This is a genomic window from Streptomyces sp. cmx-18-6 (genome assembly GCF_046548915.1).
Taxonomy (GTDB): Bacteria; Actinomycetota; Actinomycetes; order Streptomycetales; family Streptomycetaceae; genus Streptomyces.
Genome location: NZ_JAEBEP010000027.1, coordinates 1 through 24,116, shown reverse-complemented (window position 1 = coordinate 24,116; position 24,116 = coordinate 1). Strand labels below are relative to the sequence as shown.

The 24,116-nt window shown below is 69.7% G+C and carries 24 protein-coding genes and 3 pseudogenes; 18 read left to right on the top strand and 9 right to left on the bottom strand.

The features are described from left to right. From ACLJPL_RS33835 to rfbB, 3 genes are all read left to right on the top strand, one after another. Window positions 1–320, top strand: a 320-nt coding sequence (locus ACLJPL_RS33835; protein WP_411084776.1) for a vitamin B12 dependent-methionine synthase activation domain-containing protein, incomplete at its 5' end; no start/stop codon positions are given. Continuing rightward, window positions 317–1,213 carry a methylenetetrahydrofolate reductase [NAD(P)H] gene (metF, locus tag ACLJPL_RS33830; RefSeq protein ID WP_411084775.1) on the top strand — a complete coding sequence of 299 codons (897 nt, stop codon included), beginning with the start codon at window positions 317–319 and terminating at the stop codon, window positions 1,211–1,213. The genes ACLJPL_RS33835 and metF, both read left to right, overlap by 4 nt. A 119-nt stretch (window positions 1,214–1,332) precedes the next feature. Beyond that, window positions 1,333–2,328 (top strand): dTDP-glucose 4,6-dehydratase, encoded by a 996-nt coding sequence (gene rfbB / locus ACLJPL_RS33825; RefSeq protein WP_411084774.1) that lies wholly within the window; start codon window positions 1,333–1,335, stop codon window positions 2,326–2,328. Between the two features lie 119 nt (window positions 2,329–2,447). Here the strand turns inward: rfbB and ACLJPL_RS33820 are convergent, their stop codons facing one another. Further along, entirely contained in the window at window positions 2,448–3,284 is an 837-nt protein-coding gene (locus ACLJPL_RS33820; protein ID WP_411084773.1) for a mycofactocin-coupled SDR family oxidoreductase, read from the bottom strand. Window positions 3,285–3,522: 238 nt separating this feature from the next. On the opposite strand from ACLJPL_RS33820, the gene ACLJPL_RS33815 reads away from it, so the two are divergent. The 3 genes from ACLJPL_RS33815 (at window position 3,523) to ACLJPL_RS33805 (ending at window position 6,636) form a co-directional block, all read left to right on the top strand. Beyond that, complete coding sequence (locus tag ACLJPL_RS33815; RefSeq protein ID WP_411084772.1) at window positions 3,523–4,650, top strand: glucose-1-phosphate thymidylyltransferase; 1,128 nt, start codon at window positions 3,523–3,525, stop codon at window positions 4,648–4,650. Between the two features lie 299 nt (window positions 4,651–4,949). Next, the gene (locus tag ACLJPL_RS33810; protein WP_411084771.1) at window positions 4,950–5,186 is read left to right on the top strand and encodes a hypothetical protein; all 237 of its coding nucleotides are present in this window, start codon (window positions 4,950–4,952) and stop codon (window positions 5,184–5,186) included. A gap of 1,264 nt (window positions 5,187–6,450) precedes the next feature. Further along, complete coding sequence (locus tag ACLJPL_RS33805; RefSeq protein ID WP_411084780.1) at window positions 6,451–6,636, top strand: hypothetical protein; 186 nt, start codon at window positions 6,451–6,453, stop codon at window positions 6,634–6,636. Window positions 6,637–6,945: 309 nt separating this feature from the next. Here the strand turns inward: ACLJPL_RS33805 and ACLJPL_RS33800 are convergent. Further along, a pseudogene (locus tag ACLJPL_RS33800) lies at window positions 6,946–7,059 on the bottom strand (hypothetical protein); the annotation flags it as partial. Here ACLJPL_RS33800 and ACLJPL_RS33795 point away from each other — a divergent pair. From ACLJPL_RS33795 to ACLJPL_RS33755, 9 genes are all read left to right on the top strand, one after another. Further along, window positions 7,059–7,487: a SpoIIE family protein phosphatase gene (locus ACLJPL_RS33795; protein WP_411084770.1), complete on the top strand. Its 429-nt coding sequence runs from the start codon at window positions 7,059–7,061 to the stop codon at window positions 7,485–7,487. The pseudogene ACLJPL_RS33800 and the gene ACLJPL_RS33795 overlap by 1 nt on opposite strands. Before the next feature lie 311 nt (window positions 7,488–7,798). Further along, a complete protein-coding gene (locus ACLJPL_RS33790) occupies window positions 7,799–9,730 on the top strand; it encodes an ATP-binding cassette domain-containing protein (RefSeq protein WP_411084779.1) in 1,932 nt (643 codons plus the stop codon). A gap of 68 nt (window positions 9,731–9,798) precedes the next feature. Further along, window positions 9,799–11,268, top strand: a complete 1,470-nt coding sequence (locus ACLJPL_RS33785) for an NUDIX domain-containing protein (RefSeq protein ID WP_411084769.1) — start codon at window positions 9,799–9,801, stop codon at window positions 11,266–11,268. Window positions 11,269–11,422: 154 nt separating this feature from the next. Further along, window positions 11,423–13,792: a methyltransferase, FxLD system gene (gene fxlM / locus ACLJPL_RS33780; RefSeq protein ID WP_411084768.1), complete on the top strand. Its 2,370-nt coding sequence runs from the start codon at window positions 11,423–11,425 to the stop codon at window positions 13,790–13,792. Further along, window positions 13,789–14,655 carry a hypothetical protein gene (locus ACLJPL_RS33775; RefSeq protein WP_411084767.1) on the top strand — a complete coding sequence of 289 codons (867 nt, stop codon included), beginning with the start codon at window positions 13,789–13,791 and terminating at the stop codon, window positions 14,653–14,655. Before fxlM ends, ACLJPL_RS33775 begins: the two co-directional genes overlap by 4 nt. A gap of 33 nt (window positions 14,656–14,688) precedes the next feature. Next, window positions 14,689–15,138, top strand: coding sequence for a glycosyltransferase family 2 protein (locus ACLJPL_RS33770; protein WP_411084766.1), 450 nt, complete (start codon window positions 14,689–14,691; stop codon window positions 15,136–15,138). Next, entirely contained in the window at window positions 15,135–15,779 is a 645-nt protein-coding gene (locus tag ACLJPL_RS33765) for a glycosyltransferase family 2 protein (RefSeq protein WP_411084765.1), read from the top strand. Before ACLJPL_RS33770 ends, ACLJPL_RS33765 begins: the two co-directional genes overlap by 4 nt. Before the next feature lie 61 nt (window positions 15,780–15,840). After that, the gene (locus ACLJPL_RS33760; protein WP_411084778.1) at window positions 15,841–16,293 is read left to right on the top strand and encodes a GFA family protein; all 453 of its coding nucleotides are present in this window, start codon (window positions 15,841–15,843) and stop codon (window positions 16,291–16,293) included. A gap of 140 nt (window positions 16,294–16,433) precedes the next feature. Then, a complete protein-coding gene (locus tag ACLJPL_RS33755) occupies window positions 16,434–17,018 on the top strand; it encodes a hypothetical protein (protein WP_411084764.1) in 585 nt (194 codons plus the stop codon). A 352-nt stretch (window positions 17,019–17,370) separates the two neighbouring features. On the opposite strand, the gene ACLJPL_RS33750 is transcribed toward ACLJPL_RS33755, so the two are convergent. Both ACLJPL_RS33750 and ACLJPL_RS33745 read right to left on the bottom strand, forming a co-directional pair. Beyond that, window positions 17,371–17,526, bottom strand: coding sequence for a hypothetical protein (locus tag ACLJPL_RS33750; protein ID WP_411084763.1), 156 nt, complete (start codon window positions 17,524–17,526; stop codon window positions 17,371–17,373). A 225-nt stretch (window positions 17,527–17,751) separates the two neighbouring features. Beyond that, complete coding sequence (locus tag ACLJPL_RS33745; RefSeq protein ID WP_411084762.1) at window positions 17,752–18,525, bottom strand: hypothetical protein; 774 nt, start codon at window positions 18,523–18,525, stop codon at window positions 17,752–17,754. Window positions 18,526–18,774: 249 nt separating this feature from the next. Between ACLJPL_RS33745 and ACLJPL_RS33740 the strand changes: the two are divergent. Beyond that, a pseudogene (locus tag ACLJPL_RS33740) lies at window positions 18,775–19,205 on the top strand (ATP-binding protein); the annotation flags it as partial. Between the two features lie 100 nt (window positions 19,206–19,305). Then, a complete protein-coding gene (locus ACLJPL_RS33735) occupies window positions 19,306–19,695 on the top strand; it encodes a barstar family protein (protein WP_411084761.1) in 390 nt (129 codons plus the stop codon). On the opposite strand, the gene ACLJPL_RS33730 is transcribed toward ACLJPL_RS33735, so the two are convergent. From ACLJPL_RS33730 to ACLJPL_RS33715, 4 genes are all read right to left on the bottom strand, one after another. Further along, window positions 19,689–19,853, bottom strand: coding sequence for a hypothetical protein (locus ACLJPL_RS33730; protein ID WP_411084760.1), 165 nt, complete (start codon window positions 19,851–19,853; stop codon window positions 19,689–19,691). The genes ACLJPL_RS33735 and ACLJPL_RS33730 overlap by 7 nt on opposite strands. Then, window positions 19,850–20,683 carry a hypothetical protein gene (locus ACLJPL_RS33725; protein WP_411084759.1) on the bottom strand — a complete coding sequence of 278 codons (834 nt, stop codon included), beginning with the start codon at window positions 20,681–20,683 and terminating at the stop codon, window positions 19,850–19,852. Before ACLJPL_RS33725 ends, ACLJPL_RS33730 begins: the two co-directional genes overlap by 4 nt. 736 nt (window positions 20,684–21,419) lie before the next feature. Further along, complete coding sequence (locus ACLJPL_RS33720) at window positions 21,420–21,734, bottom strand: helix-turn-helix domain-containing protein (RefSeq protein WP_411084758.1); 315 nt, start codon at window positions 21,732–21,734, stop codon at window positions 21,420–21,422. After that, on the bottom strand, window positions 21,731–22,741 hold the full coding sequence (locus ACLJPL_RS33715) for a tyrosine-type recombinase/integrase (RefSeq protein ID WP_411084757.1): 1,011 nt from the start codon (window positions 22,739–22,741) through the stop codon (window positions 21,731–21,733). Before ACLJPL_RS33715 ends, ACLJPL_RS33720 begins: the two co-directional genes overlap by 4 nt. Before the next feature lie 202 nt (window positions 22,742–22,943). Between ACLJPL_RS33715 and ACLJPL_RS33710 the strand changes: the two are divergent. Beyond that, window positions 22,944–23,048, top strand: a pseudogene (locus ACLJPL_RS33710) (AAA family ATPase); the annotation flags it as partial. On the opposite strand, the gene ACLJPL_RS33705 reads toward ACLJPL_RS33710, so the two are convergent. After that, the gene (locus ACLJPL_RS33705; RefSeq protein WP_411084777.1) at window positions 23,017–23,538 is read right to left on the bottom strand and encodes a pyridoxamine 5'-phosphate oxidase family protein; all 522 of its coding nucleotides are present in this window, start codon (window positions 23,536–23,538) and stop codon (window positions 23,017–23,019) included. The pseudogene ACLJPL_RS33710 and the gene ACLJPL_RS33705 sit on opposite strands and share 32 nt — an antisense overlap. Window positions 23,539–24,116 lie beyond the last annotated feature (578 nt).

The following is a 24,116-nucleotide window of genomic DNA, read 5'->3' as shown; positions in this document are numbered from 1 at the left end:
ACGGCCTGTCCGTCCAGCTCGCCGAAGCCCTCGCCGAGTACTGGCACGCCCGGGTCCGCCACGAGCTGGGCTTCGCGGGAGAGGACCCCACAGACGTCGAGGACATGTTCGCCCTGAAATACCGGGGCGCACGCTTCTCCCTCGGCTACGGGGCCTGCCCGGATCTGGAGGACCGGGCGAAGATCGCCGATCTCCTCCAGCCCGAGCGGATCGGGGTGCACCTGTCCGAGGAGTTCCAGCTCCACCCGGAACAGTCCACCGACGCCATCGTCATCCACCACCCCGAAGCCAAATACTTCAACACCGGAGGCAGACGATGACCTCTCTGCTCGACGCCCTCGCCCGAGGTGAGCGCACCTTCTCCTTCGAGTTCTTCCCTCCGAAGACACCGGCGGGCGAACGCACCCTCTGGAACGCGATCCGGCGGCTCGAGAGACTGTCACCCACCTTCGTGTCGGTGACGTACGGGGCCGGGGGCTCGTCCCGCGACCGCACCGTCGAGGTGACACAGCGCATCGCGACGCACACGACGCTGCGCCCCGTCGCGCATCTCACCGCGGTCGGCCACCCCGTAGCCGAACTGCGGCACGTCATCGGGCAGTACGCGGACGCCGGCGTGCGCGACGTCCTCGCCCTGCGCGGTGATCCACCCGGCGGCCCGTCCAGCCGGTGGACGGCGCATCCCCGAGGGCTCACCCACGCACACGAACTCGTCACCCTGCTGCGCGAGACCGGCAACTTCAGCATCGGTGTCGCGGCCTTCCCCGAGCGGCATCCACGGTCGGCGGACTGGGACAGCGACATACGGCACTTCGTCGCCAAGTGCCGAGCGGGAGCCGACTACGCGATCACCCAGATGTTCTTCGATCCGAAGGACTACCTGCGGTTGCGCGACCGGGTCACCGCGGCCGGCTGCCCCACGCCCCTCATCCCGGCGATCATGCCGGCCACCGACGTACGCCAGATCGCCCGTTTCGCGGAGCTCAGCGGGGCCGCGTTCCCCGAAGACCTGGCCCACCGGTTGGAGAGGGCGTCCGGAGACCCCGCCGAGGGGCACCGTATCGGAGTCGAGCACGCCACCGGGATGGCCGAGCGGCTGCTCGCCGAAGGCGCTCCCGGCCTGCACTACCTCACCCTCAACCGCTCCGCCGCGACGCTGGAGATACACCAGAACCTCCGTCCCGGCACGGTGGCGGCGGCATCGGCGCACTGACGCCGGTCCCGTTCGCCCCCGCACCCCACGACCTGTCCCACACGCCGGTGCGGCCCACGGCCCGCATCGTGAGGAGGAACGCTGATGCTGCACTCACCTCGCCCGGCCGAGGGCCGGACATGAAGGTCCTCGTCACCGGCGGCGCCGGCTTCATCGGGTCCCACTACGTCCGGACGCTGCTGGACGGCGGTTACCCGGACAGTACGGGCACCGACGTCACGGTCCTCGACAAGCTCACGTACGCGGGCAACCGCGCCAACCTGCCACCGTCCCACGCACGGTTGGTCTTCGTCCGCGGCGACGTCTGCGACAGGAAGCTGCTCCTGGACCTGCTGCCCGGACACGACGCGGTGGTCCACTTCGCCGCGGAATCCCACGTCGACCGCTCCCTGGTCGACGCGTCCACCTTCGTCAGGACGAACGTGGGCGGTACGCAGACCCTCCTGGACGCTTGCGTGTCCACCGGGGTGGAACGAGTCGTCCACGTGTCCACCGACGAGGTGTACGGCTCGATCGCCGAGGGTGCATGGACCGAGGAACACCCGCTCCTGCCCAACTCTCCCTACGCGGCCTCCAAGGCGTCCGCCGATCTCGTCGCCCGGTCGTACTGGCGTACGCACGGCCTGCCCGTGTCCATCACCCGCTGCTCGAACAACTACGGCCCCTACCAGCACCCCGAGAAACTGATTCCGCGGTTCGTCACCAACCTGCTGCGGGGCCGGCCGGTTCCGCTGTACGGGGACGGCGGCAACGTCCGGGAGTGGCTCCACGTCGACGACCACTGCCGGGCGGTCCACAGCGTCCTGACGCGAGGGCGTGCCGGGCAGGTGTACAACATCGGGCGCGGCAACGAACGTACCAACCGGCAGCTGACCGACCTCCTGGTCCGGCTGTGCGACGCCGACCCCGAGCTGGTGCGCCCGGTCGCCGACCGCAAGGGGCACGACCGGCGCTATGCGCTGGACGACACCAAGATCCGCCAGGAGTTGGGTTACACACCCGTCGTTCCGTTCGAGAGCGGCCTCGCGGAGGTCGTCGCCTGGTACCGCGACCACGCGGGGTGGCCGAACCCGCCGGAACTCCTGCGGGTACCCGCACTCACCACGCGGCTCTGAAGCGCCCTCCGTGGCCGGGGCCCTGGAACACACGGCAGGCACGGGCGGGTTCCGGGATCACGATGCGTGGTGATCCCGAACCCGCCCGTGCCTGCCGGTGCGTGTCCGCCGGGGGCGGGTCAGGTCGCGTTGGAAGCGTTCTGCCCCAGGGCGACGGCGATGGTCTCGCCGGTGATGAAGCGGGCTTCCTCGGAGCAGAGGAAGGCCATCGTGTTGGAGATGTCCTCACACTCGGCCCACGCCTCCGGGATGATGTTGAACTCCTGGAACGCCCGGACGACTTCCTCACGGCTCGGATCGTCCAGATGCGGCAGGAACAGCTTGTACGCGGCCGGGTTGTTGATCATGGGGGTGTCGACCGCTCCCGTGCACACCACGTTGGCGGTGATGCCGTGCCGGCCGACCTCCGTGGCCACGGACTTGACCAGTCCGATGAGCCCCCATTTGGTCGCGGCGTAGTGGCCGACGTTCGCCATGCCCATCCTGCCCGCCATCGACGACGTCGCGACGATACGGCCCCGACCCCGTTCGATCATGCCGGGAAGCACGGCGCGGATGGAGTTGAACGCGCCCGTCAGATTGACGTCGACCATGTCCTGCCAGGTCCGGTCCGACATCTCCGCGATCGTCGAGAACGAGAACACTCCGGCGTTGGCCAGGAGGAAGTCGACGGAGCCCAGCTCCGTCCCGACCCGTTCCACGAATGCGGCCAGGCTCTTCGCGTCCCGCACGTCGACTCTGCCGGACACACACCTGCGGCCGGTGTTCTCCACGAGTTTGACGGTCTCCTCCAGGTCGTCGGCACCCGGCATGGAGTACGGCACGGACCCGACCTGCGCGGCCACGTCGAGGACGGCCACGTCGGCGCCTTCACGGGCGAACTTGAGCGCGTGGGACCTTCCCTGGCCTCGGGCCGCACCGGTGACGAGTACCACCTTGCCGTCGAACTTGCCCATCGCTTCCTCCGCGTCGTGAGTTGGCCGGCGTCCCTCCCACCATCGGCGTACGTCGTCGGCTCCGGCTCGAGCGCCGCTCGGCCCGGTCGCGGGAAACGGACCCACCCCGCCAGGTGCGCCGCGGAGACGCCGGGCTCTCAGCAGGCCCGCCCGCCCCAGCGGGGTTTGAGCGCCGCACGAGTCGTGCCGCACATGCTCCGGCGGCACGACGCGTCGGTCAGCTACAAGGAGGGTCCTGATGAAGGCACTTGTCCTGGCGGGAGGGCTGGGCAGCCGACTGCGTCCGCTCAGCCACTCCATACCGAAGCAGCTCATCCCCCTGGCCAACGAGCCGGTCCTCGTCCACGTCCTGCGGGATGTGCGGGACCTGGGAGTCACCCAGATCGGCCTGGTGGTCGGGGACCGGGGCAGCGAGATCACGCAGGCTCTCAACGACCACGCGGTGCCGGGCGTTGAGATCACCTACATCCACCAGGACGAGCCGCTGGGCCTCGCGCACTGCATCGCCATCTCCCAAGACTTCCTCGGCGACGACGACTTCGTCATGTATCTCGGCGACAACATGCTCATCGACGGTGTGCGCGAGATCGCCGCGGATTTCCAGGAGAAGCGCCCCCACGCCCAGATCATCGTGCACAAGGTCGCGGACCCCCGGGCCTTCGGAGTGGCCGAGGTCGATGAGCAGAGCCGGGTAGTCCGCCTCGTCGAGAAGCCCACCCACCCGCTCAGCGACCTCGCGGTGATCGGCGTGTACTTCTTCACTTCCGCCGTCCACGCCGCCGTCGCCGCCATCACCCCGAGCGAACGCGGTGAGCTGGAGATCACCGACGCGTTGCAGTGGATGGTGGACCAGGGCGCCGAAGTGGTGGCACGAACGTACGAGGGCTACTGGAGGGACACCGGAAAGGTCGAGGACATGCTCGACTGCAACCGCGAACTCCTCGACCGCGTACGGCATCGCGTGCGCGGCGAGGTGGACGAAGAAAGCGAGCTGTTCGGCCCCGTCGTGATCGAGGAGGGCGCGCGCGTCATCCGGTCGCGCGTCGTCGGCCCGGTGATCATCGGGGCGGGATCGGTGGTGGAGGAGAGCTTCGTGGGACCGCACACGTCCGTGAGCGGGGACTGCCTGCTGCACGCGGCGGGCCTGCAGAACTCCATCGTCCTCGCGGGAGCCACGGTACGCAGGGTCGGCGGCCTGCACGCCTCGGTCATCGGCCGCGACGCCACCGTCGCCTCCGCGGTGATCGCCGAGTGCGGCCGCCTCGTGGTCGGCGATCACTCCGTGGTGGAGGTCACCACCAAAGACCCCGTGACTATCCCGCGCGGCGAGGCCCATTCCTGTGACACCTCCGTGAGCGATCACTAGCCCTGCCGTTTCGTCGTCGTCGGGGCTGCTGGTGCGAAGCGCCGTGTCGGCCGGCGCCCCGTTCGTCGCATCTCCTTCGTCCTCGTGGCGAGTGTCGCGGGGGAGCGCGGTGTCCGCTCTGCAAGAAGTCACGCACATCCTCGACCAACTACGTTCCGATCCGTCCCCTGCTGGTCGCCTCGGCCGGGGACCCCGGGCACGGCGGTGAGGCGTCGGGAACGTTCCAGAGCGGCTACGGCAGTTCGGCCGGGGCGGGAGGCAGCGCGCAGAGGTCCCTGTGCCAAGGCTCCGAGACGGTCGTGACCCCAGGGAAGTCGGGGGCGTCGGGTGAGGATGCCTCGCGCAACCACCCCCGGCAGGGCGGCACGGCCGGTGAGACGTCCGGGCGGGCCTGCGACGCGTTCGCCGGAGAGGGAGGCTACGGCGGCAAGGGGGCGGGGAACTCCGGCGGGCACCAGCCGACGCAGGAGCCCTCGAAGGACGGGACCGGGGGCCATGGCGGCTGCGTGGCGCTGACGTACGCCCCGGCCGGCTGAGGTTCGAGGCTCGCGGAGCGGGACCTCCGCGCCGAAGGGCACATCGACGTCCCCCAACGCCATCTCGAGGACCTCGACCGCGAACCCGTACGCCCCGGAGGGACCACCCGCCGACCACGTCCGCGCCCTCGACGCCCCCGGCATGCGCTGGCAGGTGCGGGGCTCGGAACCCGCTGGGGTCGGCCGGCAGTCCCTCGCAGCAGCCTGCAAGACGTCTTGCAGGCTGCGCACTCCAGACGAGGGAGCCCGGCCAGACAGCCGCGCCCCTTCGCCAGCCACCTGGGCGTGGATCTGCTGCACTACCTGCCGGGTGCCGCGCCGGTCGTGGAGCTGACAGCGGCCGGGCTCGACGGGCCGGAGCGTTCCGCGGGGGAGGACTGGCCCCCTCCGGCCGAGAGTGCGGCCAGGAGGAGCAGGAACAGGAGCAGACCACCGAGCCCGGTGCCCGTGGCCACGACGGCGCGACCGGACAAGGCCCGGTCGTGACTGCGGACATATGTTCCGTCCGCGCGCTGATATGCCCGCACCCGAGTGGTCGGCCCGACAGGGACGGGAATGCTGCGGACTGTGCCGCGGCGAACGGAGGCGGGGCCGGTGTGGCGCAGCGCCGCGTCAGTGGTGCCGGACCGGGGGCGGGAGCGACGGGTGTGGGCGCGGACGTAGGTTCCGTCGGCACGGCGGTGTGCACGGACGTGAGTCATGGGGTTCCTCGCGGGAGAGGGTCAGGTGCCGGAGAATCCCGGCGACCGACCACGCTAGGGGGCAGCACTGACAGTCGGATTCCAACTACCCGCACAAGCAGTCGAGTTGATGTTCGATCGTGGCTTGAATCACCTCGCGATTACGGCCTTCAGCCCCAGCCCCCTGATGTCATGTCAGTGACCGGAGCGACGATGAGCGGTCGCCGGGGAAGACTTCGAGGGGATCACGAGCGCCATGGACCGGGCTACCGGCGGCAGAGGGAACGCAGGTCAAAGGACATTCCCACTGGGCCGCCGGTGCGAGCCGAGAGACGGGTGTCATCGCCGTGGCCGGCGCAGGGCCGCGACGGCGAGAACGGCCAGGGCGATGACGATGACGGTGTTGATGGCGGCGACGGTGTTGAGGCCGGAGGCGAACGACTCCCTGGCGGGGGTGATGATCTGATCGGCCAGGATGGCGGGCAGGTCACGGATGGCTTCCAGGGCCTGGGCGAGGGTGTCGCGGGTGGCGTTCTCGGCCGCCTGGGGGTCTGCTCGGGGATGGTGTCGCCCACCTGGTCGCGGTGGACGGTGGTGCCCAGGCTGCCGAGGGCGCCGATACGGACGGCGAGGCCGAAGTCGCTGCTGGTCTGCTGGAGCGCGGAGGCGGCACCGGCTTTCTCGGGGGTGCGGAACCGACGATGAGGGAGACGCTCATGGTCATGATCGGGGCGATGCCCAGGTGGACGAAGGTGAAGCCGACGACGTAGGCCAGTCCGTTGTCCCCGTGGTCGGCCTGAGTGAGGATCAGGTAGCCGATCGCGGAGAGGACCAGGCCGATGGCCGTCACGTTGCCGGGGGATACGGCGGGCCGCGACGGGTGCCGGCATCGAGGAGAGGATGAGGAGTCCGGCTGCCGGCAGGAGCCACAGGCCCGCCCGCAGGGGCGAGAGGCCGGCGACCATCTGCAGGTACTGGGTGACGAAGAGGTGGATGCCGCCCATCGCGACGGCGGCGAAGAGCACGGTGATCAGCAGGAGGACCATAACGGGTACCGCGAGGAGGAAGACCGAGCCCCACCAGAAGACTTCCAGCACGGCGCCGCCGACGACCGGACCCAGGGCGATGCCGACGGAGAAGCTCGCGGCCCAGATGCCGATGGCGGTGCAACGTTCCTTGGCGTCCTGGAACATTGGGGGAGTTCCTCCGCGTCCACGGCAATGTGCCGGCGCCCATCGTCGAGCATCACGACGCCTGGGCGAGGCTCGGACTCGCCCAGGCGTCCGCGGCGACGTGCCGAGAAGCCCAACTTCCCGAGGACGTCCTCCTCGTACTGCTGTGCTCGGACGGAGTCTCCGACCAGGTGGATCAGGCGATCTGGCACGAACTGTGTGCGACGCACGCCGACGACCCGCAGGCCCTGGCCGACGCGATCGTCGCCGCCGCCACCGCAGATGAGAAGGGCTACCGCGACGACGCCACCGTCGTGGTCCTGCTGCGTCGAGGTGACGAACCCGCCCTCGTCGGCGACCGACCGACCACGTGGTCACGACCCTGCGGCTGGGACAGCAGATTTCCCCGGGCAGGCAGGGCGACGCCACCGGCAACGGGCTCCGCCTGAAAGCTGATCGCCGTAGCGCCCGACCATCGGCGTTTCGGCCACCCACGCTCGTGCCGTGCTCCCTTGCGCAGCAAGGGTCGGTGCACCGTGCACCTTCGGAAATCGCTGAATCTCAGGGCGCGCAATCCGTCCGAAAGGAACAGGCGCTCGAATCGAGCGGCGTCGTTGAGCACTGCGCCGTCACCACCACGTCCACGAGGGGGAACACATTGCCGCCACTCGAACCAGGCAGCGCCGGAAGCGCGAACAGTGCGAAGGCCGACATCGCAGACAGCATCTCGGACGCCGAGCGGGAGCTGTACGGGGGACGGTTGCGCTACGACCAGTCCTACGCGCGACACGAAGGCCCGCTGACCCGCCTGAAGTTCGGGCACATGGCAGCCGCGCTGCCGCACATGGTGGCCATGGTGCTGCGCACCGGCTGGAAAGCGGACCGGCGCGCGCTGATGGGAGTCGTTGCGGCCGAACTCGGGCAAGGAGTCACGGCCGGATGGGGATTGGTGGCGGTCAACGGCGTCCTCGCGCAGCTGTTCGCCGCCGGCCCGACCGTGGACAAGCTCCGCGACGCCTTGCCGTCCCTGGTAGGGCTCGCCGTCGCGGCAGTTGCCGGCGCCGTTCTGTCGGCATGGTCGACGGCCATGTCCGGCCGGCTGGAGCCCCAGGTGGAGCGAGCGGTCTCCGCGCGCTATTACACGGCCGTCACCCATGTGGAAGTGGAAGCGACCGAACGGCCGGAGGTCCAGCGGATCCTGGAAGCGGGAAAGTTCGGCACGGACTCGGCCCGCAGCATGCTGCGGCTGTCGGTCGGCGTCGGCAACGTCGTGATCGGCATGGCCGCGGCCGCGGTCGTGCTCGCCGCGCTGCACTGGGCTTTGCTCCCCATGCTGCTGGCGATCGCCCTGCCCAAGGGGTGGGGGGCTGTCCGCTCCGCGCGCCGTGACTACCTCTCCCGGATGAACTGGGTCGACCACCGCAGGGCGATCGCGTCCCTGCTCGCCTACCTGACTCGCCCGCACGCCGCCGGTGAGCTCCGCGTACACGCCGCCGGCACGAAGCTGCTCTCCAGCTACGAGGAGATGTCCCGGCAGACGGAAGCCGAGCAGCGTCGCCTGGCCCGGGCCCAGGCATCCACGGACCTGGTCGCGGGTGGATTCGCCGGTATGGCGTCGCTGACCTGCTACGGGGTGCTGTGGTGGCTGCTGTCGACCGGCGGTCTGCCGCTGGCGGTCGGTGGGACGGCGGTGATCGCCATCCGTACGTCGACGGCGCGGCTGACGTCGCTGGTGCAGCAGGTCAACCGGCTGTACGAGGAGCTGCTGTTCCTCACCGACACCGAGGACGCCATCAAGGTGGCGGGCGAGCATGCGATCCCGCTCACGGGCGCCCCGCTACCCGCACCGGTGCGGGAGGTGAGGACGGAGGCGGTCTCGTTCACCTATCCGGGCGCAGACGGTCCTTCCCTGAAGGGTGTGAGCGTGCGCGTGCCGCGGGGAAAAGTGACGGCTCTGGTCGGTGCGAACGGGTCGGGGAAGACCACCCTCACCAAGGTGCTGGCCGGACTCCTGCTCCCCGCAGAAGGGGCCGTGCAGTGGGTGGGCGAGTCGGGCGAGCAGGTCGGGCTGCGCGAGGCCGACCGCGCCCGGATCTTCGCCGAAGTCGGCCTGCTGGCGCAGGACTTCCCGCGCTGGGAGATGACGGCGGCCGCGAACGTCGCCATCGGCGCCGGTGACCGTCCCCGGGACATGGACCGCATCCGCAAGGCCGCTGGTGAGGCAGACGTGCTCGACCTGGTCGAGGGCCTGCCGCACGGCTGGGACTCAATCGTGTTCAAGGGCTACGAGCGCGGTGTCCAGCTCTCGGGAGGCCAGGGGCAGAAGCTCGGGACAGCTCGAACTCGGTACCGCCAGGCACCGTTCCTCCTGGTCGACGAGCCGACAAGTGCCCTCGACCCCCACTCGGAGATCGCCGCGTTCGAAGGGCTGTGGTCCCTGGCCGAAGAGGGGCACGCGGTCGTGCTCGTCACCCACCGGCTCGCGGCGACCATGCACGCCGACCACATCTACGTCCTCGATCAGGGCAGTGTCGTCGAGGACGGCACCCACGAGGACCTCATGGCCATCAAGGGCGGCCGGTATCAGGGGATGTTCACCGCCCAGGCCGCGCAGAACGGGATCGCGCCGGCATCCCACGGCGTTCCCGGCCCCCGCGGCGTCCAGCCGTCCGGCCACGAGACGGCGAGCTGATCCACCCGAGCGCCCCCTTTCGCCGGCCTGACGGCCACCTGCCCCCACCCCATCGAAGGACGCCGCCCATGTCTCCCAGCTCCACCGCGATCCGCAGAGCGATCGAGGCGTACCTCGGCCGGCACCCCGGCGAGCGTGACGCCCTGGCCGGACTTCTCGCCGCGCTGAATCGGCCCGTTGACGCGACCGCCAGGACGGCATTGCCCGGGCACATCACGTGCAGCGCCGTCGTCGTCGACCGGCAGGGCCGGGTCCGGCACATCGGGCACCGTGCCAACGGCGGCCTCACACTCACTCCCGGAGGCCACATCGAGCCTGAGGACCGCACGCTGCTGGCCGCGGCGCTGCGGACGGTGTCGGAGGTGGCTGGACTCGGGCCGGGCACCCTGTGCCTGACCCGGCAACTGCTCGGCTCTCCCATTGACATCAACGTCCACGACATCGCCTCGAACGCGGCGAAAGGGGACCCGGCCCACCGCCACTACGACTTCTGCTACGCCTTCCACCTCGTCGGCGAGGAGCCGGCGACGTTCCCGCTGCAGGACGAGGAGGTGTCCGCCGCCCGGTGGCTCACGCAGCCGGGGGTCACCTCGCCGACACTGCGAGCGAAGATCCTCGCGGCGGGCCTGGACGGCAAGCCGGAGCCGGTGAATGCTTCCGCGCTGATCCACGACGGGAATGGCCGGTATCTGCTCCATCTGCGCGACCACAAGCCCGGCGAAATCTGGGAGTCGGGAGCGTTCGCCCTCATCGGCGGCGGCCGCACGCACGACGACGAAAGCCTGGAGGGCACGCTGCTGCGGGAGCTGTCCGAGGAGGTGCCCGACCTCGCCCTCAAGGACGTGAAGCCCTACGCGGTGGAGGCCGCCAGCAGCATCGACGGCCTCAGCGTCCCGGTCCAGGTCTTCGCCGGCCGGTGGCGCGGCAACCCCGACCGCCTCACGCTGCATGAGGGCGTGCTGCTGCGCTGGTTCACAGTCGACGAACTGGACCGTCTGCGCCTGCACCCCGCAACCCGGAACCTGATTCGCCAACACACGGCCGAGAACCCCCCGGGCAGCGAGCCGACCGCAGCTCCTCCTGTGTGGGACGGGGGCAGCCAGGTGGTGCTGAACGGCGTCGGAGTCCACCTCCACATCGAAGACGCCGAAGGCCGGGTGCTGCTCGGCCTGCGGCACCCCGAGTCGAAGTACGCGGGCGACACCTGGCACTACCTGGCCGGGCGCTGCGAGCAGGAATCCGCCCTCGCGTGTCTGGTCCGCGAGGCGAGGGAAGAGGCAGGACTGGTCATCGACCCCGCGGACGTGGAGCTCGCGCATGTCGTCCACGTCGTCGACGCCCCGGGCGGCCCGCCCCTCATGCAGCTCGTTTTCCGGGCCCACCGATGGGAGGGCGCCGCCGAGGTCCGCGAGCCCGACAAGTGTCTGACGTGGCAGTGGTGGCCACAGCATGACCTCCCGGACCGGATCGTCTCCTACACCCGCACCGCCATCACCGCCATCGCCGAAGGCCGCCCCTACTCCCAGCTGGGTTGGTGACCCGGGTGAGCACACCCACCGGTACCTGCCCCGGCATCGCCTACGGCACCGCCCACGAGGATCCCGAACTGGTCGCGCGGCCTGCGCACCCTGGCCCGACTGCGCACCGCGCAGCGCCCCTGACCCCCGCCCGCCCGACACGAGGAGCAGCACGTTGACGTACACAGAGCGCGACGAGTGGGATAGGCACTACCGCGACGGGAAGGGGTGGCGCCGGCTCGGGAAGCGCGAGCAGCACCTCCTCGCCGAGCACGTCCCGGTACCCGAGGGCGGGGGCCGGGCCCTGGATGTGGGATGCGGGATCGGGGAGCTGGCCACCCACCTGGCCGACGCCGGATACACCGTGGACGCCGTCGACTTCACGGACAGCGCGATCGCCAGAGCCCGCGAGGAGCACGCCGGCATCGAGCGCGTGCGCTGGCTGCAGCTGGACATCGAACGCGACGACCCGGCCCCGCTGCACGCCGAGGGGTACGACCTGATCACGATGCGGCTGGCGTACCCCTTCTTGAGAGACCGCGGCCGGATCGTGCACGGGCTGGGCGAGCGGCTGCGCGACGGCGGCGCGCTCGTCGTCATCACGCCGACAGTCGAGAACACCCCGTCGGAACGGCGCGACATCGCCCTGGACAAGGACGAGATCACGCTGCTCGGCGCCGGTTGGAAGACGGTGGAGCGGCTGGACGCAGACGGTCTGGCCTTCCTGGTGCTGCACGGGCCGTGCCACCTCGACACCCAAGCAGTCGAGAAGCGGCAGACCACCGGCCACGCTCTGACCGGCGCCCTCGCCGTCGTCACCGACGACGCCGGCCGGGTCCTGCTGGGCCGCTCCCGCCTCGGCATGCTCGAGCTGCCCGGCGGCAAGACCACCGGCCCGGAGGACTTCGCCGCCGCCGCGGTGCGCGAACTCGCCGAGGAGACCGGTCTCGTCGCCGACCCGAGCGACGCTCACGTGGTCACGATGCTGGTCGACGACAGCCACGGCATCCCGCGGCTCACGGCCGTCGTCCGCATCACCACGTGGACGGGAACCCTGACCACCGCGGAGGCGGACAAGTTCGACCGCTGGGAGTTCCTCGACCTGCACGCCCTCGCCTGCGTCGGGGACATCTTCGTCCCGGCCGCACTCGCGATCGACAGCGTGTGGCCCGGCGTCATCCCCGACCTGCCGCCGGTGGTCTCCTACCCGCTCGCCGCCGATCGGCCACCCGTGCCGGGTGAGCCGAAAGAGGCCGTCCGGCTGCGCGAGGAGATGGCCCAGACGGTGATCGACGGCGGCTGGGCCCCGGCCGAACCCGTCCGCGACGCGCTGCGGACCGTGCCCCGCCATCGTTTCGCCCCGGAAGCGAACCTGGCGGCCGCGTACGACGGAGGCGACCGGGCCGTCATCACCAGGCGCGACGAGACCGGGAGGGCCATCAGCTCGGTGTCCGCGGCCTGGCTCCAGGCCGACATGATGGAGAGCCTGCGTCTTCGGCCGGGTGCGATCGTGTTCGAGGCGGGGTCCGGTGGCTACAACGCGGAGCTGATCGCCCACGCCGCCGACGGTCGGGTGGTGAGCGTGGACATCGACCCGTGGGTCGTCCGCCGCACGCGCGCCTTCCTTACGGAGGCCGGCAGCGGACGCGTCACTGCCGTCGAAGCAGACGCAGCCCTCGGGGCGCCCGCCCACCTCGTGCCCCGCGGCGGCTTCGACGGCAGCGTGGTCACCTACAACTGTTGGGACATCTCACCGTCTTGGCGCGATCAGTTGGCCGAGGGCGGGCGCCTGGTCATGCCGCTGGAGATGGGCGGCTACACCCGGGCGATCGAGTTCGAGCGGCGCGGCGAGGTGCTGCACGCCCGCCGCTTCACCTACTGCGGCTTCGTCCGCGACCAGGGGCGGCAGGCCCGCCCGTCCCCGATCGTCCCCCTGCGCGACGGCGCGCTGGCACTGTGCTTCGACGACGGTCCCGCCGCTGACACGCAGGGTCTGGAGGAGGTGCTGCGCGGGCGGCGGCACGAGGTCGCGACCGGCGTGACCATGAGGGCTGGGAATTCCTACTTCGGCTCCCTTCAGCTGTTCGCGGCCACCACTTTGTCGGGCTTCTGCCGGCTGGCCGTCCACCAGGAGTCCGCCGAGGCTGTGACCGGCATCGCGAAGGACCGTGATGCCCCCGCGATCATCGGCGATGCCTCGCTGGCCTACCTGACCTACGTCCAGACCAAGGACAGCGAGCGCCGGGAAGACCAGGAGTGGGAGTGGTTCGCGTACTCCTTCGGCGAGCAGGGGTCCGAGCTCGCCGAGCGTCTGGTGGCCACGGTTCTGGCCTGGGACCGTCACATCCGCGCCGAGGCCAACGACGAGCACGCCGATCCCGTCCTGGCGGTCCACCCGGCCGGCACGCCCGACGACGCCCTGCCCGCCGGCGACGTCCTGGACAAGCTGAACTGCCGCCTGGTGTTCCGGTGGCCGGGGCGTGACGCGGTGCTGCCCGGGTCCGTTGAGCGCCCGGTGGCCGACGCCGTGGCGGAGGGGGTGTGACGGTGGAACGGGCCGCGCGACAGGCGGTGTTCGACGCTCCGGCGGAGCGCTACGAGCTCGACCGGATGCGGCGCGCGCACGCGTCCGCCGCTCAGCAGTTCCAGGTGTCGGCCTCGGGGCCGGAGGTGTGGGGGTGGCAGGGCCGCACCCTGGGGCGCCGGGCCGGGGTCTGCTGGCTGCGCATCGTCACCGCCGAGGCCGACAAGGCGGGCGGACGGCTGTGGGAGGGGACGGCGACCGCGGACACGCACGTACCCCGGTCGGTGCCGCGGCCACGGCTTCGCGGCGTTCTCGACTGGACCTCCCAGGACGTCGCCTACCGGGCGGAGCTCACCGAGTACGTGTCCGTCCCGCCGGTCACCAGCGGCACGCCCGCGCTCGACCAGGACATCGCTCTGCCCGACTCGTGGTGGGCAGAGCTGAGGTCCGCGCTCGGGACGCTCGCGACGGTGCCCACCGACCGGGAATCGGTACGGCAGAACTGGGTCGACCGGAACTTCCGCCGCTTCCTCGGCATCGACCCCGTACGAATCCGTGAGACGACGACCGGGCACGCCGATCTGCACTGGGCGAACCTCACCGGCGCGCCCCTGGTCCTGTTGGACTGGGAGAACTGGGGCCGGCTGCCCGTGGGCTACGACCTGGGGCTGCTGCACGCCTACTCGCTGGTCGCGCCGGCGACCGCCGCCCGGATCCGGCGCGAGTTCGATTCCGTCCTCGACACGGACGCCGGCCGGACCGGGGAGCTCATCGCCCTCGGGCAGCTCCTCCAGGTGTGCTCCCGGGGCGTCCACCCTCACCTCGCCCCGCTCATCGCCCGCCAGGCCGAGCACCTGACCGGCATCCCGGCGCCCGCGCCCTGACCACAACACGGCCCTGACGGCCTGGAGGTATGCATGTCCCGACCGCGCCTCAACCCCGTCCACAAGCTGACCATGAACGATCGCCCCGCCGCGCAAGCAGCCGCGCAGGCGACACTTCGTGCCCAGGGCGGCGTGGACGCGCGGGTGGTGGTTGGCAACGGCTGCAAGCCTGAGGTGGTGCCACCCGGTGCGCTCACCGGGTGCCTGCCCGAGAACGTCGGCATCCCCGGCGGCCGCAACGCCGACGCCGCCGCGCTGCAGGAGGCGGGCGACCCGGCCGAGTGGCTGTACCTCCTCGACAACGACGCCAGCTCCCCCCGCGCGGACATCCTTGCCCGACTCGTCGCCGAGGTCGAGCGGCATCCAGAGGCCGCCCGGGTGCAGCCCTGGCTGACCGGCCCGGACGATGTGACCACGCCACGCCGCTGGGTCCCCAGCTGCGCGCCTCGAACCCGGGACGGCCGGGGAAGGTCGCTTCGATGACCGAAGGCGTCGTCCTGATCCCGCGCGACGCCTTCGATGCGGTGGGCGGGTGGGAAGGTCAACTCTTTCTGCGTCACGAGGGGTTCGACCTGGCCTGGCGGCTGTATGAGGCGGGCTGGAGCGGCTGGTACGCGGCCTCGATCCGCATGCACCACCCCCTCTCCGAACCGGCCCGCCACACGCTGTACCACCGACTCGCCGCCCGTATCCGGATCTGGATCGCCCACCGCCACCTCCCCGCCCCGCTCCTCCCCGTCTACTTGAGCGCCTGGACCACGATCACCCTGGCCCGGGCCGTGCGCGGCGGCGGACCGGGCCAGACCCTGCGCGGCATGCGCGAAGGGTGGACGAGCCGGGGTACGCAGGGGCGGCGTCCGATGAGCCGGCGCACCGTCTACAGGCTCACCGCCGCCGGGCGGCCGCCGATCATCCGACCTCTCCGCCCCGTCCGCCGCTTCGAGGAGTCCTTTCGCCATGAACCAACCGTTGCCGTCGCTGATGGGGTCTTCGCCCATCCTGCAGGCCCGCCAACGCCTCAGGCTCCCCGCCGCCCGCCAGGCCGTAACCGAACTCACCGGAACCACCTCGTGGTGAACACCACCGCCCACCCGAACCGCCGAACCAGCCCGGAGACCACATGAACCACCCGCCCCGCCCGCCTGCGGGCAGCCAACCCGCCGCAACGCCCCTCGCAGGAGTCGTATACTGGCCAGCGGCGGCCGCACAGGCGTAGAGCCGGACCGCGCGGCGGGGCGCCGAACGGGCCGGTGTCAGTGCGGGCGTATCGCCTACGAGGTCCTGGGGCTTCCTGACGACCCCCACCTCTGTTCCTGCAGACATTGCGTCCGCATCTCCGGAAGCCCCGCCGTGCTCTGGGTCGGCTTCCCCCGCTCCACGCTGACATGGACCAACCCCGTCCCCCAGGGCCTTCCCTCCTGGTACCCGACCTGGCCCACCCTTCACAGAGGCTTCTGTGGCGGGTGCGGCACGGCGCTCGTATCCGTGGCTGAGGGCTCTCCCATGATCATGGTCACCGCGTTCAGCCTCGCGGACCAGGACGGCACCGAACCGGTCGGCCACAGCTACCGTGAACACGCCGTGCCCTGGATGGCCATCTCCCTGGCCGCCGACTCCCCCAGTAAGGTGCCGTCATGAAGACAGGAGAAGGGAAGACACTCTGGAAGAAGCTTGCGTTGCGGCTGCTTCGTCAGCGTGGGGTACCCGCACCCACACGGGCTGAATCGCCGAGCTTGAACCGAACAGTTAGCACAGAACTACGACGAAACTACCTAGGAATGTTCACCCAGGCGCACCTCCTGCATGAGCGCGGCTTGACTTCTGGACAGGTGCTCTTGAATTGTTACGGAGTTCCGTTCCCTTTCGAGATCTTCATTCTGAACGAGAGCGGGAAACTGGCAAACAGATTCCCTGTGGATTTCACCAATCAGCCCTGGAAGCTCATTTCGTCACAAGTGAAGGATAGTGCTCAAGTTCACCTCAGCTCGATGGCAAAACTGGAGCAGGTAATCCTGGATCGGGATCCGGACCTCGTACCTTTGGCTCTCCTTGTTGATTCTTCGGCTCTACACGGTGGAAAGCTAGTCTGCTACCGTCTGACTGAACTGTCGGCGGGACGCTCGACCGTCTATTCGCTGCCGAGGTGCTTGCCTCCCGACACCGACGCGGTCCGAGCCGGTGAATCCTTCCTCTCGGTCATGCACGAACATCACGCAAGCGTGCATGACCAGTGGCAGCGGCGCCTCGACTCAGTTTCGAACCGGGGCGACGGAAGCATGGACGAGGGCACAGTGGCCGAAGCGCGCGCCTGGCTCAATGACATCGAGGATCTGCAACAGCAAGTCGTGCAGCGCTCCGCCTAGCAGCGTCCACTGAGACCGAACTGGTGGTGTCGTAGAGGTGCCGGCTGGCCATTGGCCGCGGTATCCCCGGAGGTATGCGGTATCCGCAAGGGGCGGGCGGGCTGACCGCCGAACGGCAGCAGTTCCGCGAGGAGTTACGGTTCCAGGCAGCCGAGCGGTTCGCTCGGGGCGAGGGCGGTACGGCGATTGCCAGGGATCTGCGGTCAATGTCCGCTCGGTCCAGCGATGGCGTCATGCACGGGCCGAGGTCGGCGCGTGGTCCTTGCGGTCTCAGGGGCCGGTTCGCTGCCGAGCCAGACGGCCCCGGAGGATCCGCCCACTCCATAGCCCCTGGAGGCCCGTGCGTGCGCATTCAGTTCAGTAGGTCGCGGTATCCCTGGATGGTGGCGGGGGACTCCCGGTCGGCCAGGTGCCGGCCGAGCGGGTCGACCACGGCAGCGTGGTGGGTCAGGCCGTGGGTGTCGACACCGCCGGTGATCTGCGGGCCGTCGTGCGTCATGCTGGTCATGTCCGTCCTTGTGGCGTGTCCGTTCCGAGGGGGCACGCGCTGGTCGGGCGGGTGGACAATACAGTGACGGGGCTTCTGGACCAAGCTCCTATAAAGTCACAAACGCCCGTCCGGGCGCGTGCGTGGTGACGCCCGGCGAGCCGGCAAATCCCCAATAGGACAGTCGAGACGTCAGTCAGTCGGAGGGGCAGACCCCCGCAGCGTCACCACGCCACATTCTCACTGTCAGTCGTCCTTGCGGGCTCGGGTGAAAGCTTCATGCCGCGCCCGCAGCGCGGAGAAGTCGCTGCGGGGGAAGGCCCGCGCGATGAAGTCGAGGTGGGGGCCGATGTCCAGGTGGAAGTACTCTGGGAATCCGGGGTCGTGCGGATCGGCGAACAGGTACTGCCAACCGTGCAGGCCCCGGGTGAGCAGCAGCGTCTCCAGGTACTCGGGGTAGCTGAGGTCGAGGCGTACGAGGGTGCCGGAGGTGTTGACGGAGTACCAGATCTCGGGGTGCCCGGACGCGTCGAGGACGACGCCGTCCTCGGCCCTGAATCCGGCGATCGCGCCGTCCCCCGTGTGAGCGGTGCCGTCGAAGCCGTGGAGGACGAGTTCGGTGAGCTCGCCCTCCTCGTCGGCCTCCGGCATATAGACCTCGGATACGTTGGCAACCAGTCGGCTGTATCCACGCTCCGACGCCGGCCAGTCCGCTTCGGATATCGTGGGGGGAACCCAGCCCACGCAGGTGTTCACCAGATGGTTGAGCCTGAACTCACCGCCGAGGGTGGTGTCCTCGGTCGCCCTCCAGTAGCAGCCCAGGGCGCCATATCGGTGGAAGTTGCTGACCATGGACGGGGCGAGGGCCAGCCCCGCAACCTTCCCAATTACCTCAAGCGCGTGCTCGGGCCCGGCGAGCCAGGTGGCAAGGGGACCCTCCTCCGCGTCGTACACCGTGATGGCCTCGTTCCCGCGGAGGCTGGCGAGCATGGCCACGAGCCTGTCCTCGAACCCGGTCATGTCCATTCCCCTCGTCAGGCACTTGTGTTATGTCAAGACCGCAACTGCCCCCAGCTTAGGGGGCGTTGCACCTGGAGGGTCAGGCGGGGCTGCGGGATCAATGGGTCCGGCGGGGACCTGGAGGATGTGGAAAGCATGGGGCCGCGCGGAGGGAAGCCGGATTGACACCTCTTCCCACGCAAGGGAGGAGGTCGCTCTGCTTCTGACTTCCCCGTCGCCGTGGCCGCCCCGGCCGTATCCCGGGCGACGCGGAAAGAGTCCCTGCGGATCTTTGGCTTCGATGCCGACCCGGACATCGGTCCGGCCGTCATTGATACTCTCGCCGGCTGCGTGTGGGTCGAGAAGAGCCAGCCGCTCTGCCTGATCTCTGCTTGATCGGGGACTCCGGCACCGGTGAGTCCTGCATGCTCATCGCCCTGGGAGCCGAGGCTGCGGTGAAGGGGTGCTGCGTTCGCTGCACTTTCGCCACGGAACTCGTGAACGAGCTGGTCGGGGCCGCGGACGAGAAGCAGCTCAACAAGGGCCGTCGCCTGCTGCGGCGGCGTCGGTGTCCTGTGCGTCGGCGAGCTCGGGTGCGTGGAGCTTGGCCGGCACGGTGCCGAGTTCCTCTTGCAGGTGTTGACCGAGCGCGGGGAGGGGAGAGGAACAGCGTTGCGATTGCCTCGAACGAGTGGTTCGGCAAGGCGTACTTGTACCGGCGAACCCGTGCCAGGCGGCGCTTGAAACAGCCCGGGTTCAAGCGGGAGGAGGTGAGGGATGAAGGGGCGTATCCTGCTGATCATGACGGCGATATATGTGCTGGACGGCCTCCAGATTCGAACCCTGGACGACTTTTGGCGGATCGTCATGGACGCATTCGATGGTTCCGGACGCCAGTACTTCGGCCGTAACCTTGATGCCTTCGCTGACTGCCTCAGTGGAGGACCGGGGCACCCGGACGTCGACGACTACATCGTCGAATGGCGACACCACGAGGTGTCACGTGAACATCTGGGATACCCGGAGACGGTGCGCCAGTTGGAGATTCGCCTCGCACGGTGCCACCCTGCGAACCGCCCTGCCTTCGGTGCGGATCTGGCCGCGGCGCAGGAAGGACGCGGGCCAACCGTCTTTGAGTCGTTGATCGAGATCTTCGAGGACCGCGCTCCCGGAGTCCTGCGACTTCAGTGACGGCGCAGGCTCTGTTCCTCAGCACTCGGCAGGCGCCCGTCGTCGACATGGTCGGCGAGATAGATGAGCGTCGACTCGGCCGTCATCCCGAATGCGGCGGCGACGAGTTTGGGGTCCATGGTGTTCACCAGGTCGAGGAGCCTGGTGCTGCGGATCATCCGCGGGGGGAAGCCGCAGGGGTCAAGGACGTGGGAGGGATAGGCAGTTGAGGCCGGACTCCGCCCGGCCTTCGTTCCTTTGGTGACCATGACGTGCGGGTTGTCGGTTCGCCAGCCGTCACGGTGGGCCAGCAGCGTTGCAGGACTGTCCAGGGCGCCGGATCCATCGGCACGGGACGGGGCTGTTTGCCTGGGCAGAGGCTCTGGGCGGTCTCGTCGACGTCGTTGATCTGCAGCAGGCGGGTCTCGGTGCTGGAGGCGCCATGCAGCAGAGCGAGCATGCCGACCAGGGCCTGGTGAGGGTGCACGGTCTTGTCCGTGATCCAGCGCCGGAAGAGGCCGCGCTGCTGGTCAAGAGTGAGGGTCACGCCGCGGAACCCCCGGGCTTCGCCCCCGGTCAGTCCGCGTGTCGGGTCGACCAGCACCAGGTGCTGGGGACGGGCGAAGCGGAAGAACTGCCGCAGCACGGTGAGCCGTCGCTTGCGCGCCCTGGGCAGCGTGTTCAAGAACGCCTCGATGTCGTGCACGTCGACCAACTCCCAGCCGTCCATGCCCCGTTCAGCGATGAGGAAGTGAGCCAGGTCTCGCGGGATGGCCAGGGCTGTTTCCAGGGTGTGGTTGCTGCGGGGCCGGGTGCCGGCCCGGCTGGCCCGCTCCTGGGCCCGCATCCGCGAGGCGTCGAAGGCCGTCACGGCCAACCGCAGAGGATCAGGGACAGCATCGAGACGCCGCCGACGGCGACCCGCCGCGAGGCGTTCGCTCTGGTCGGTGGGCAGTGCCAGGCCGTGACGGGTGAAGAAGTCCTCCAGCACCCGGGCGAAGGATCCCATCGACCGACCCGGTCTGCGGGATCGCTCCAGCAGGGCCTGCGGCGAATTGGAGTGCTCATCCCGCAGGAGCCGGCCCAGATCGGTGACGAAGCCGCAGCCCGCGAGACGCAGTGCGCTCTCGCGACGTGGGCCACGAAGTCATCGAGCCACCAGGGCGGTTCGGCGAGTTGTTCCCGCAGGTGATCTCCGCGGATGAACGGACGGCCGGGATGCTTCTGCCAGCACGGCCAGCACGGCCAGCACGGCCAGCACGGCCAGCACGGCCAGCACGGCGAGCACAGGCCGAGTCCGGCATGGCGCCGCAGCTGCCCGCACTCGCGGCAGGCTCGCGGCGGCTTCTTCGCCCGCGGGGGCCGTGAGCACGACCCGCACCAGCCGGTCGACTCACGCAGATAGCCGGGCCGACCGCAGCGCGGACACGGCTGCTGGGCCGACCGCAGCGCGGACACGGCTGCTGGGCCGCCAGTCGCCGGGCCTTGTTCCGGCAATCCCGGCACAGCCGGCTGTCCGCCGCCCGCACCGGGTGACCGCACTGTTCACAGACACGCGAGCACAGGATGCACCGGCCGGTGTCCTGCTGCAGCACTCTCTCCAGGCCGCAGGACGGACAGGTCGATCGCGCGGCCTCTTCCTGCATCCGGCGCCGGCGCCGGCAGCATTGCGCGCGGTCCAGGAACCCGACCGGGGCACCGCACGTGACGCAGTCCCGCTGCTTCTTGCCCACCTCGGCCGCCTGTCACATGGGTGGCATCGACCGGCCGCGCGCGGAGGCGGCCCGCGGGAGCTCGGCGACCGGACGGGGCGGGACGACGGGCCGTTCGACCGGCGTGGTGTCGACCTCGATCAGATCGTTGGGAGTGCACTCCAGCGCGAAGCACAATGCGGCCAGGGTCGTCATCTTCACCTGGGAGGGTTCCTTGGTGAACAGCGCGGACACCGACGCCGAGGAGAGCTCCAGGCCGGCCTTCTCGGCCAGCAGCCGACGCAGTTCGCTGCCGGTCCAGACCTCGCGCTGAGCGGCGGCCATCCGCAGACGCCATTGGATCTTCATTCCGTGGGCTCCTTCCCGGTCAGTTCGGCGAGCGTGCTGGCCACCGCCCGCTGATAGGCGTCCTTGATGAAGGTGGCCGAGGGTCGGACATATCTCATGGTCGAGCTGACCGTCCAGTGACCGAGCATCTGCTGGATCGCCACCAGGTCGACACCGCGTTCGTAGTTGTGGGTCGCGCACGCTCGGCGCAGGGCATGCGGACTGAACCGCTCAGCTGCAGGCCGTCCTTCGAGCTGCATGAGATAGCGCAGCCGGTTGCGGATCGTCCCGCGATGGAGAAGGCCGCCGGACTCGTCCGCGAACAGCACCGGCGAATCAGGGGACTTGGGCCGCACGTCCTCCAGGAACCAGCGCAGCACCAGGTCCAGGCCGTCGAGCATAGGCACCCAGCGCGGCCTGGGCCCGGACGTGTGGGCGCCCTTGCCGAAGCGGACATGGAGCTTGCCGAACGGCCCGCGGGTGAAGTGCAGATCCTGCCGCTCCAGCAGGGAAGCCTCTTCCGAGCGGAGCCCGGCGTGATACAGCGTCCGAAACATCGCATAGTCCCGGGCGGCGGGGCCGTACTTCCGCGCGGTCGCGATCCGCTGCTTCATGAAGTCGAAGAACTCGCCCACCCGCTCCGGCGTCGGCGGCGGCACCAAGGCCGGGGAGTCGTCACCGACATGCCGCGAGGCGTTGAACTCGTCGATGGGACAGACCAGCCGGACACTGAAGGCGGCCTCGATCTCGACAGCCTTACGTGCCTGGAGGAATCGGTGGAAGCCCTTGAAGATCTGCACGTACTCGCGGCGGGTCGATGTCTTGCGGCCCTGGACGGCAAGGTCGCCGACGACCCGGTCGATGTCCTCCGGGGTCACCTCCCATGCGGGCCGGCCCAGGGCCTTGAGCGTCCGCTCCAGCAGGCCGATGTCGTTGTCGATGGTCACCGGGCTGAACCCGCGGGCCCGCCACGAGGCGACGAACGCGTCGACGCACATCATCTGGAACTGCCAGGGGTCCGTACTCAACGGCTCCTGCGGAACCGCCGCCCCTCCGGCTATGACCTGCAGTCTCGTCCCGGCCACCGGCACACCTTCCTCGCACCTGAACGATCAAGGCGGCACCTGGAGAATCCGAGTCCCACCACGAGAACCAACGAGAACCACAGAAGACGGATACGGGCCGGTGGCAGCGCAAATCCCCGAGAACGAACAAGTGCCAGCCCCAGATGGCTGGACCAGGACGTTCACCGACCCCCGGCTCTGTGCGGCGATCGTCGGCCGGCTCACGTTCAACGGCATCATCATCGAGACCGGCGCCAGCTCCTACCGCCTCGCCGGCCGGGGCCCGGGCCGTGGAACCCGCCAAGGGCCGGCTGACCAATCCGGGAGCCGGCCGGAGGATCCCGGCTACGTGTCCGCGCGGGTCCAGGACTGACGCGGCGCGAACCCCCGCGCCGCAGCCAGTGCTCGGTATGGACGATCCGCTCAGGCTCGATCACCACGAGCGGCCCGGTCGGCGGTTCGTCGAGAGAGCGCGACCGTTCGACATGGTCGGACTGCCAGCGGAAGGCCGGCCGGTAGTGCTCGAAGTCCCTGTCGTCTTCGGACAGTACGCGAGCCTGACCGAAGAGCTGGGCACCTCGGCTGCTGGCCTGCCCGACCAACGGAGCGAAGATCCCCACCGACGCCCGCGGATCCGCGGCCAGATTTCTCATCTTCGGCGAACCAGCGGCCGTGGAGAACATCACCGCGAAGTCGAGGTGGAAGTACCGCACCGGCGTCGCGAGCGGCCCCTCCGGTCCCGCCGTCGCGAGCACGCACATGTTCTGCGACGACAGCAGATTGGGTATTCGTTCTTTCAACTGCTCGGGGTTGAGTTGCTGCTTTGGGGATGGGCCGGTCACGGATTGGTCACAGGCGTGATCAAGTGTCCTACGCCGTGCCCCGGTGCTCTCCGGCCCGGATGGCCGCGACTGTCGGCGGTGCCGTCAGAACTCGTCGGCGTCTTCCCAGCCGTTGATCGTCAACTGCTGCCGGAGGTCACCGACAGGCGCTGTCGTTTGGAGTCGGTGAGGCCGTGGCTGGATGTGGGTCGAGCTGTGCAGTGGCGTGGGTCGAGCTGTGCAGTGGCATGTGCTGCTGAGTTGGATTACCCAGGGGTGCCGCCTCTCAGGGGGCGGGGTGGGGTGGTGGCGATTTTGTTGTCCTGCCTTGTTCGTCAGGGGTGCGGGGGCCACGCGCGTGCGGCCCGGCCGGCGTGCGGCCCGGCCGGCGTGCGGCCCGGTCGGGATGCGGGCCGTGCCGGCTGGGCCGGACGCGGGCCTTTGGTTACTTGGTCAAGTCGACGGGGGCGGGGATGAGTACCGCACGGGGCGGAAAGGCGGCCCGGTCGCCTGCGCAG

Bases quoted from the DNA above. Each gene is read 5' to 3' on its own strand.
- metF (WP_411084775.1), top strand. From the start codon at position 317: ATGACCTCTCTGCTCGACGCCCTCGCCCGAGGTGAGCGCACCTTCTCC.
- rfbB (WP_411084774.1), top strand. From the start codon at position 1,333: ATGAAGGTCCTCGTCACCGGCGGCGCCGGCTTCATCGGGTCCCACTAC.
- ACLJPL_RS33820 (WP_411084773.1), bottom strand. From the start codon at position 3,284: ATGGGCAAGTTCGACGGCAAGGTGGTACTCGTCACCGGTGCGGCCCGA.
- ACLJPL_RS33815 (WP_411084772.1), top strand. From the start codon at position 3,523: ATGAAGGCACTTGTCCTGGCGGGAGGGCTGGGCAGCCGACTGCGTCCG.
- ACLJPL_RS33785 (WP_411084769.1), top strand. From the start codon at position 9,799: ATGTCTCCCAGCTCCACCGCGATCCGCAGAGCGATCGAGGCGTACCTC.
- ACLJPL_RS33770 (WP_411084766.1), top strand. From the start codon at position 14,689: ATGTCCCGACCGCGCCTCAACCCCGTCCACAAGCTGACCATGAACGAT.
- ACLJPL_RS33765 (WP_411084765.1), top strand. From the start codon at position 15,135: ATGACCGAAGGCGTCGTCCTGATCCCGCGCGACGCCTTCGATGCGGTG.
- ACLJPL_RS33755 (WP_411084764.1), top strand. From the start codon at position 16,434: ATGTTCACCCAGGCGCACCTCCTGCATGAGCGCGGCTTGACTTCTGGA.
- ACLJPL_RS33750 (WP_411084763.1), bottom strand. From the start codon at position 17,526: ATGACCAGCATGACGCACGACGGCCCGCAGATCACCGGCGGTGTCGAC.
- ACLJPL_RS33745 (WP_411084762.1), bottom strand. From the start codon at position 18,525: ATGACCGGGTTCGAGGACAGGCTCGTGGCCATGCTCGCCAGCCTCCGC.
- ACLJPL_RS33735 (WP_411084761.1), top strand. From the start codon at position 19,306: ATGACGGCGATATATGTGCTGGACGGCCTCCAGATTCGAACCCTGGAC.
- ACLJPL_RS33730 (WP_411084760.1), bottom strand. From the start codon at position 19,853: ATGATCCGCAGCACCAGGCTCCTCGACCTGGTGAACACCATGGACCCC.
- ACLJPL_RS33725 (WP_411084759.1), bottom strand. From the start codon at position 20,683: ATGGGATCCTTCGCCCGGGTGCTGGAGGACTTCTTCACCCGTCACGGC.
- ACLJPL_RS33720 (WP_411084758.1), bottom strand. From the start codon at position 21,734: ATGAAGATCCAATGGCGTCTGCGGATGGCCGCCGCTCAGCGCGAGGTC.
- ACLJPL_RS33705 (WP_411084777.1), bottom strand. From the start codon at position 23,538: ATGTGCGTGCTCGCGACGGCGGGACCGGAGGGGCCGCTCGCGACGCCG.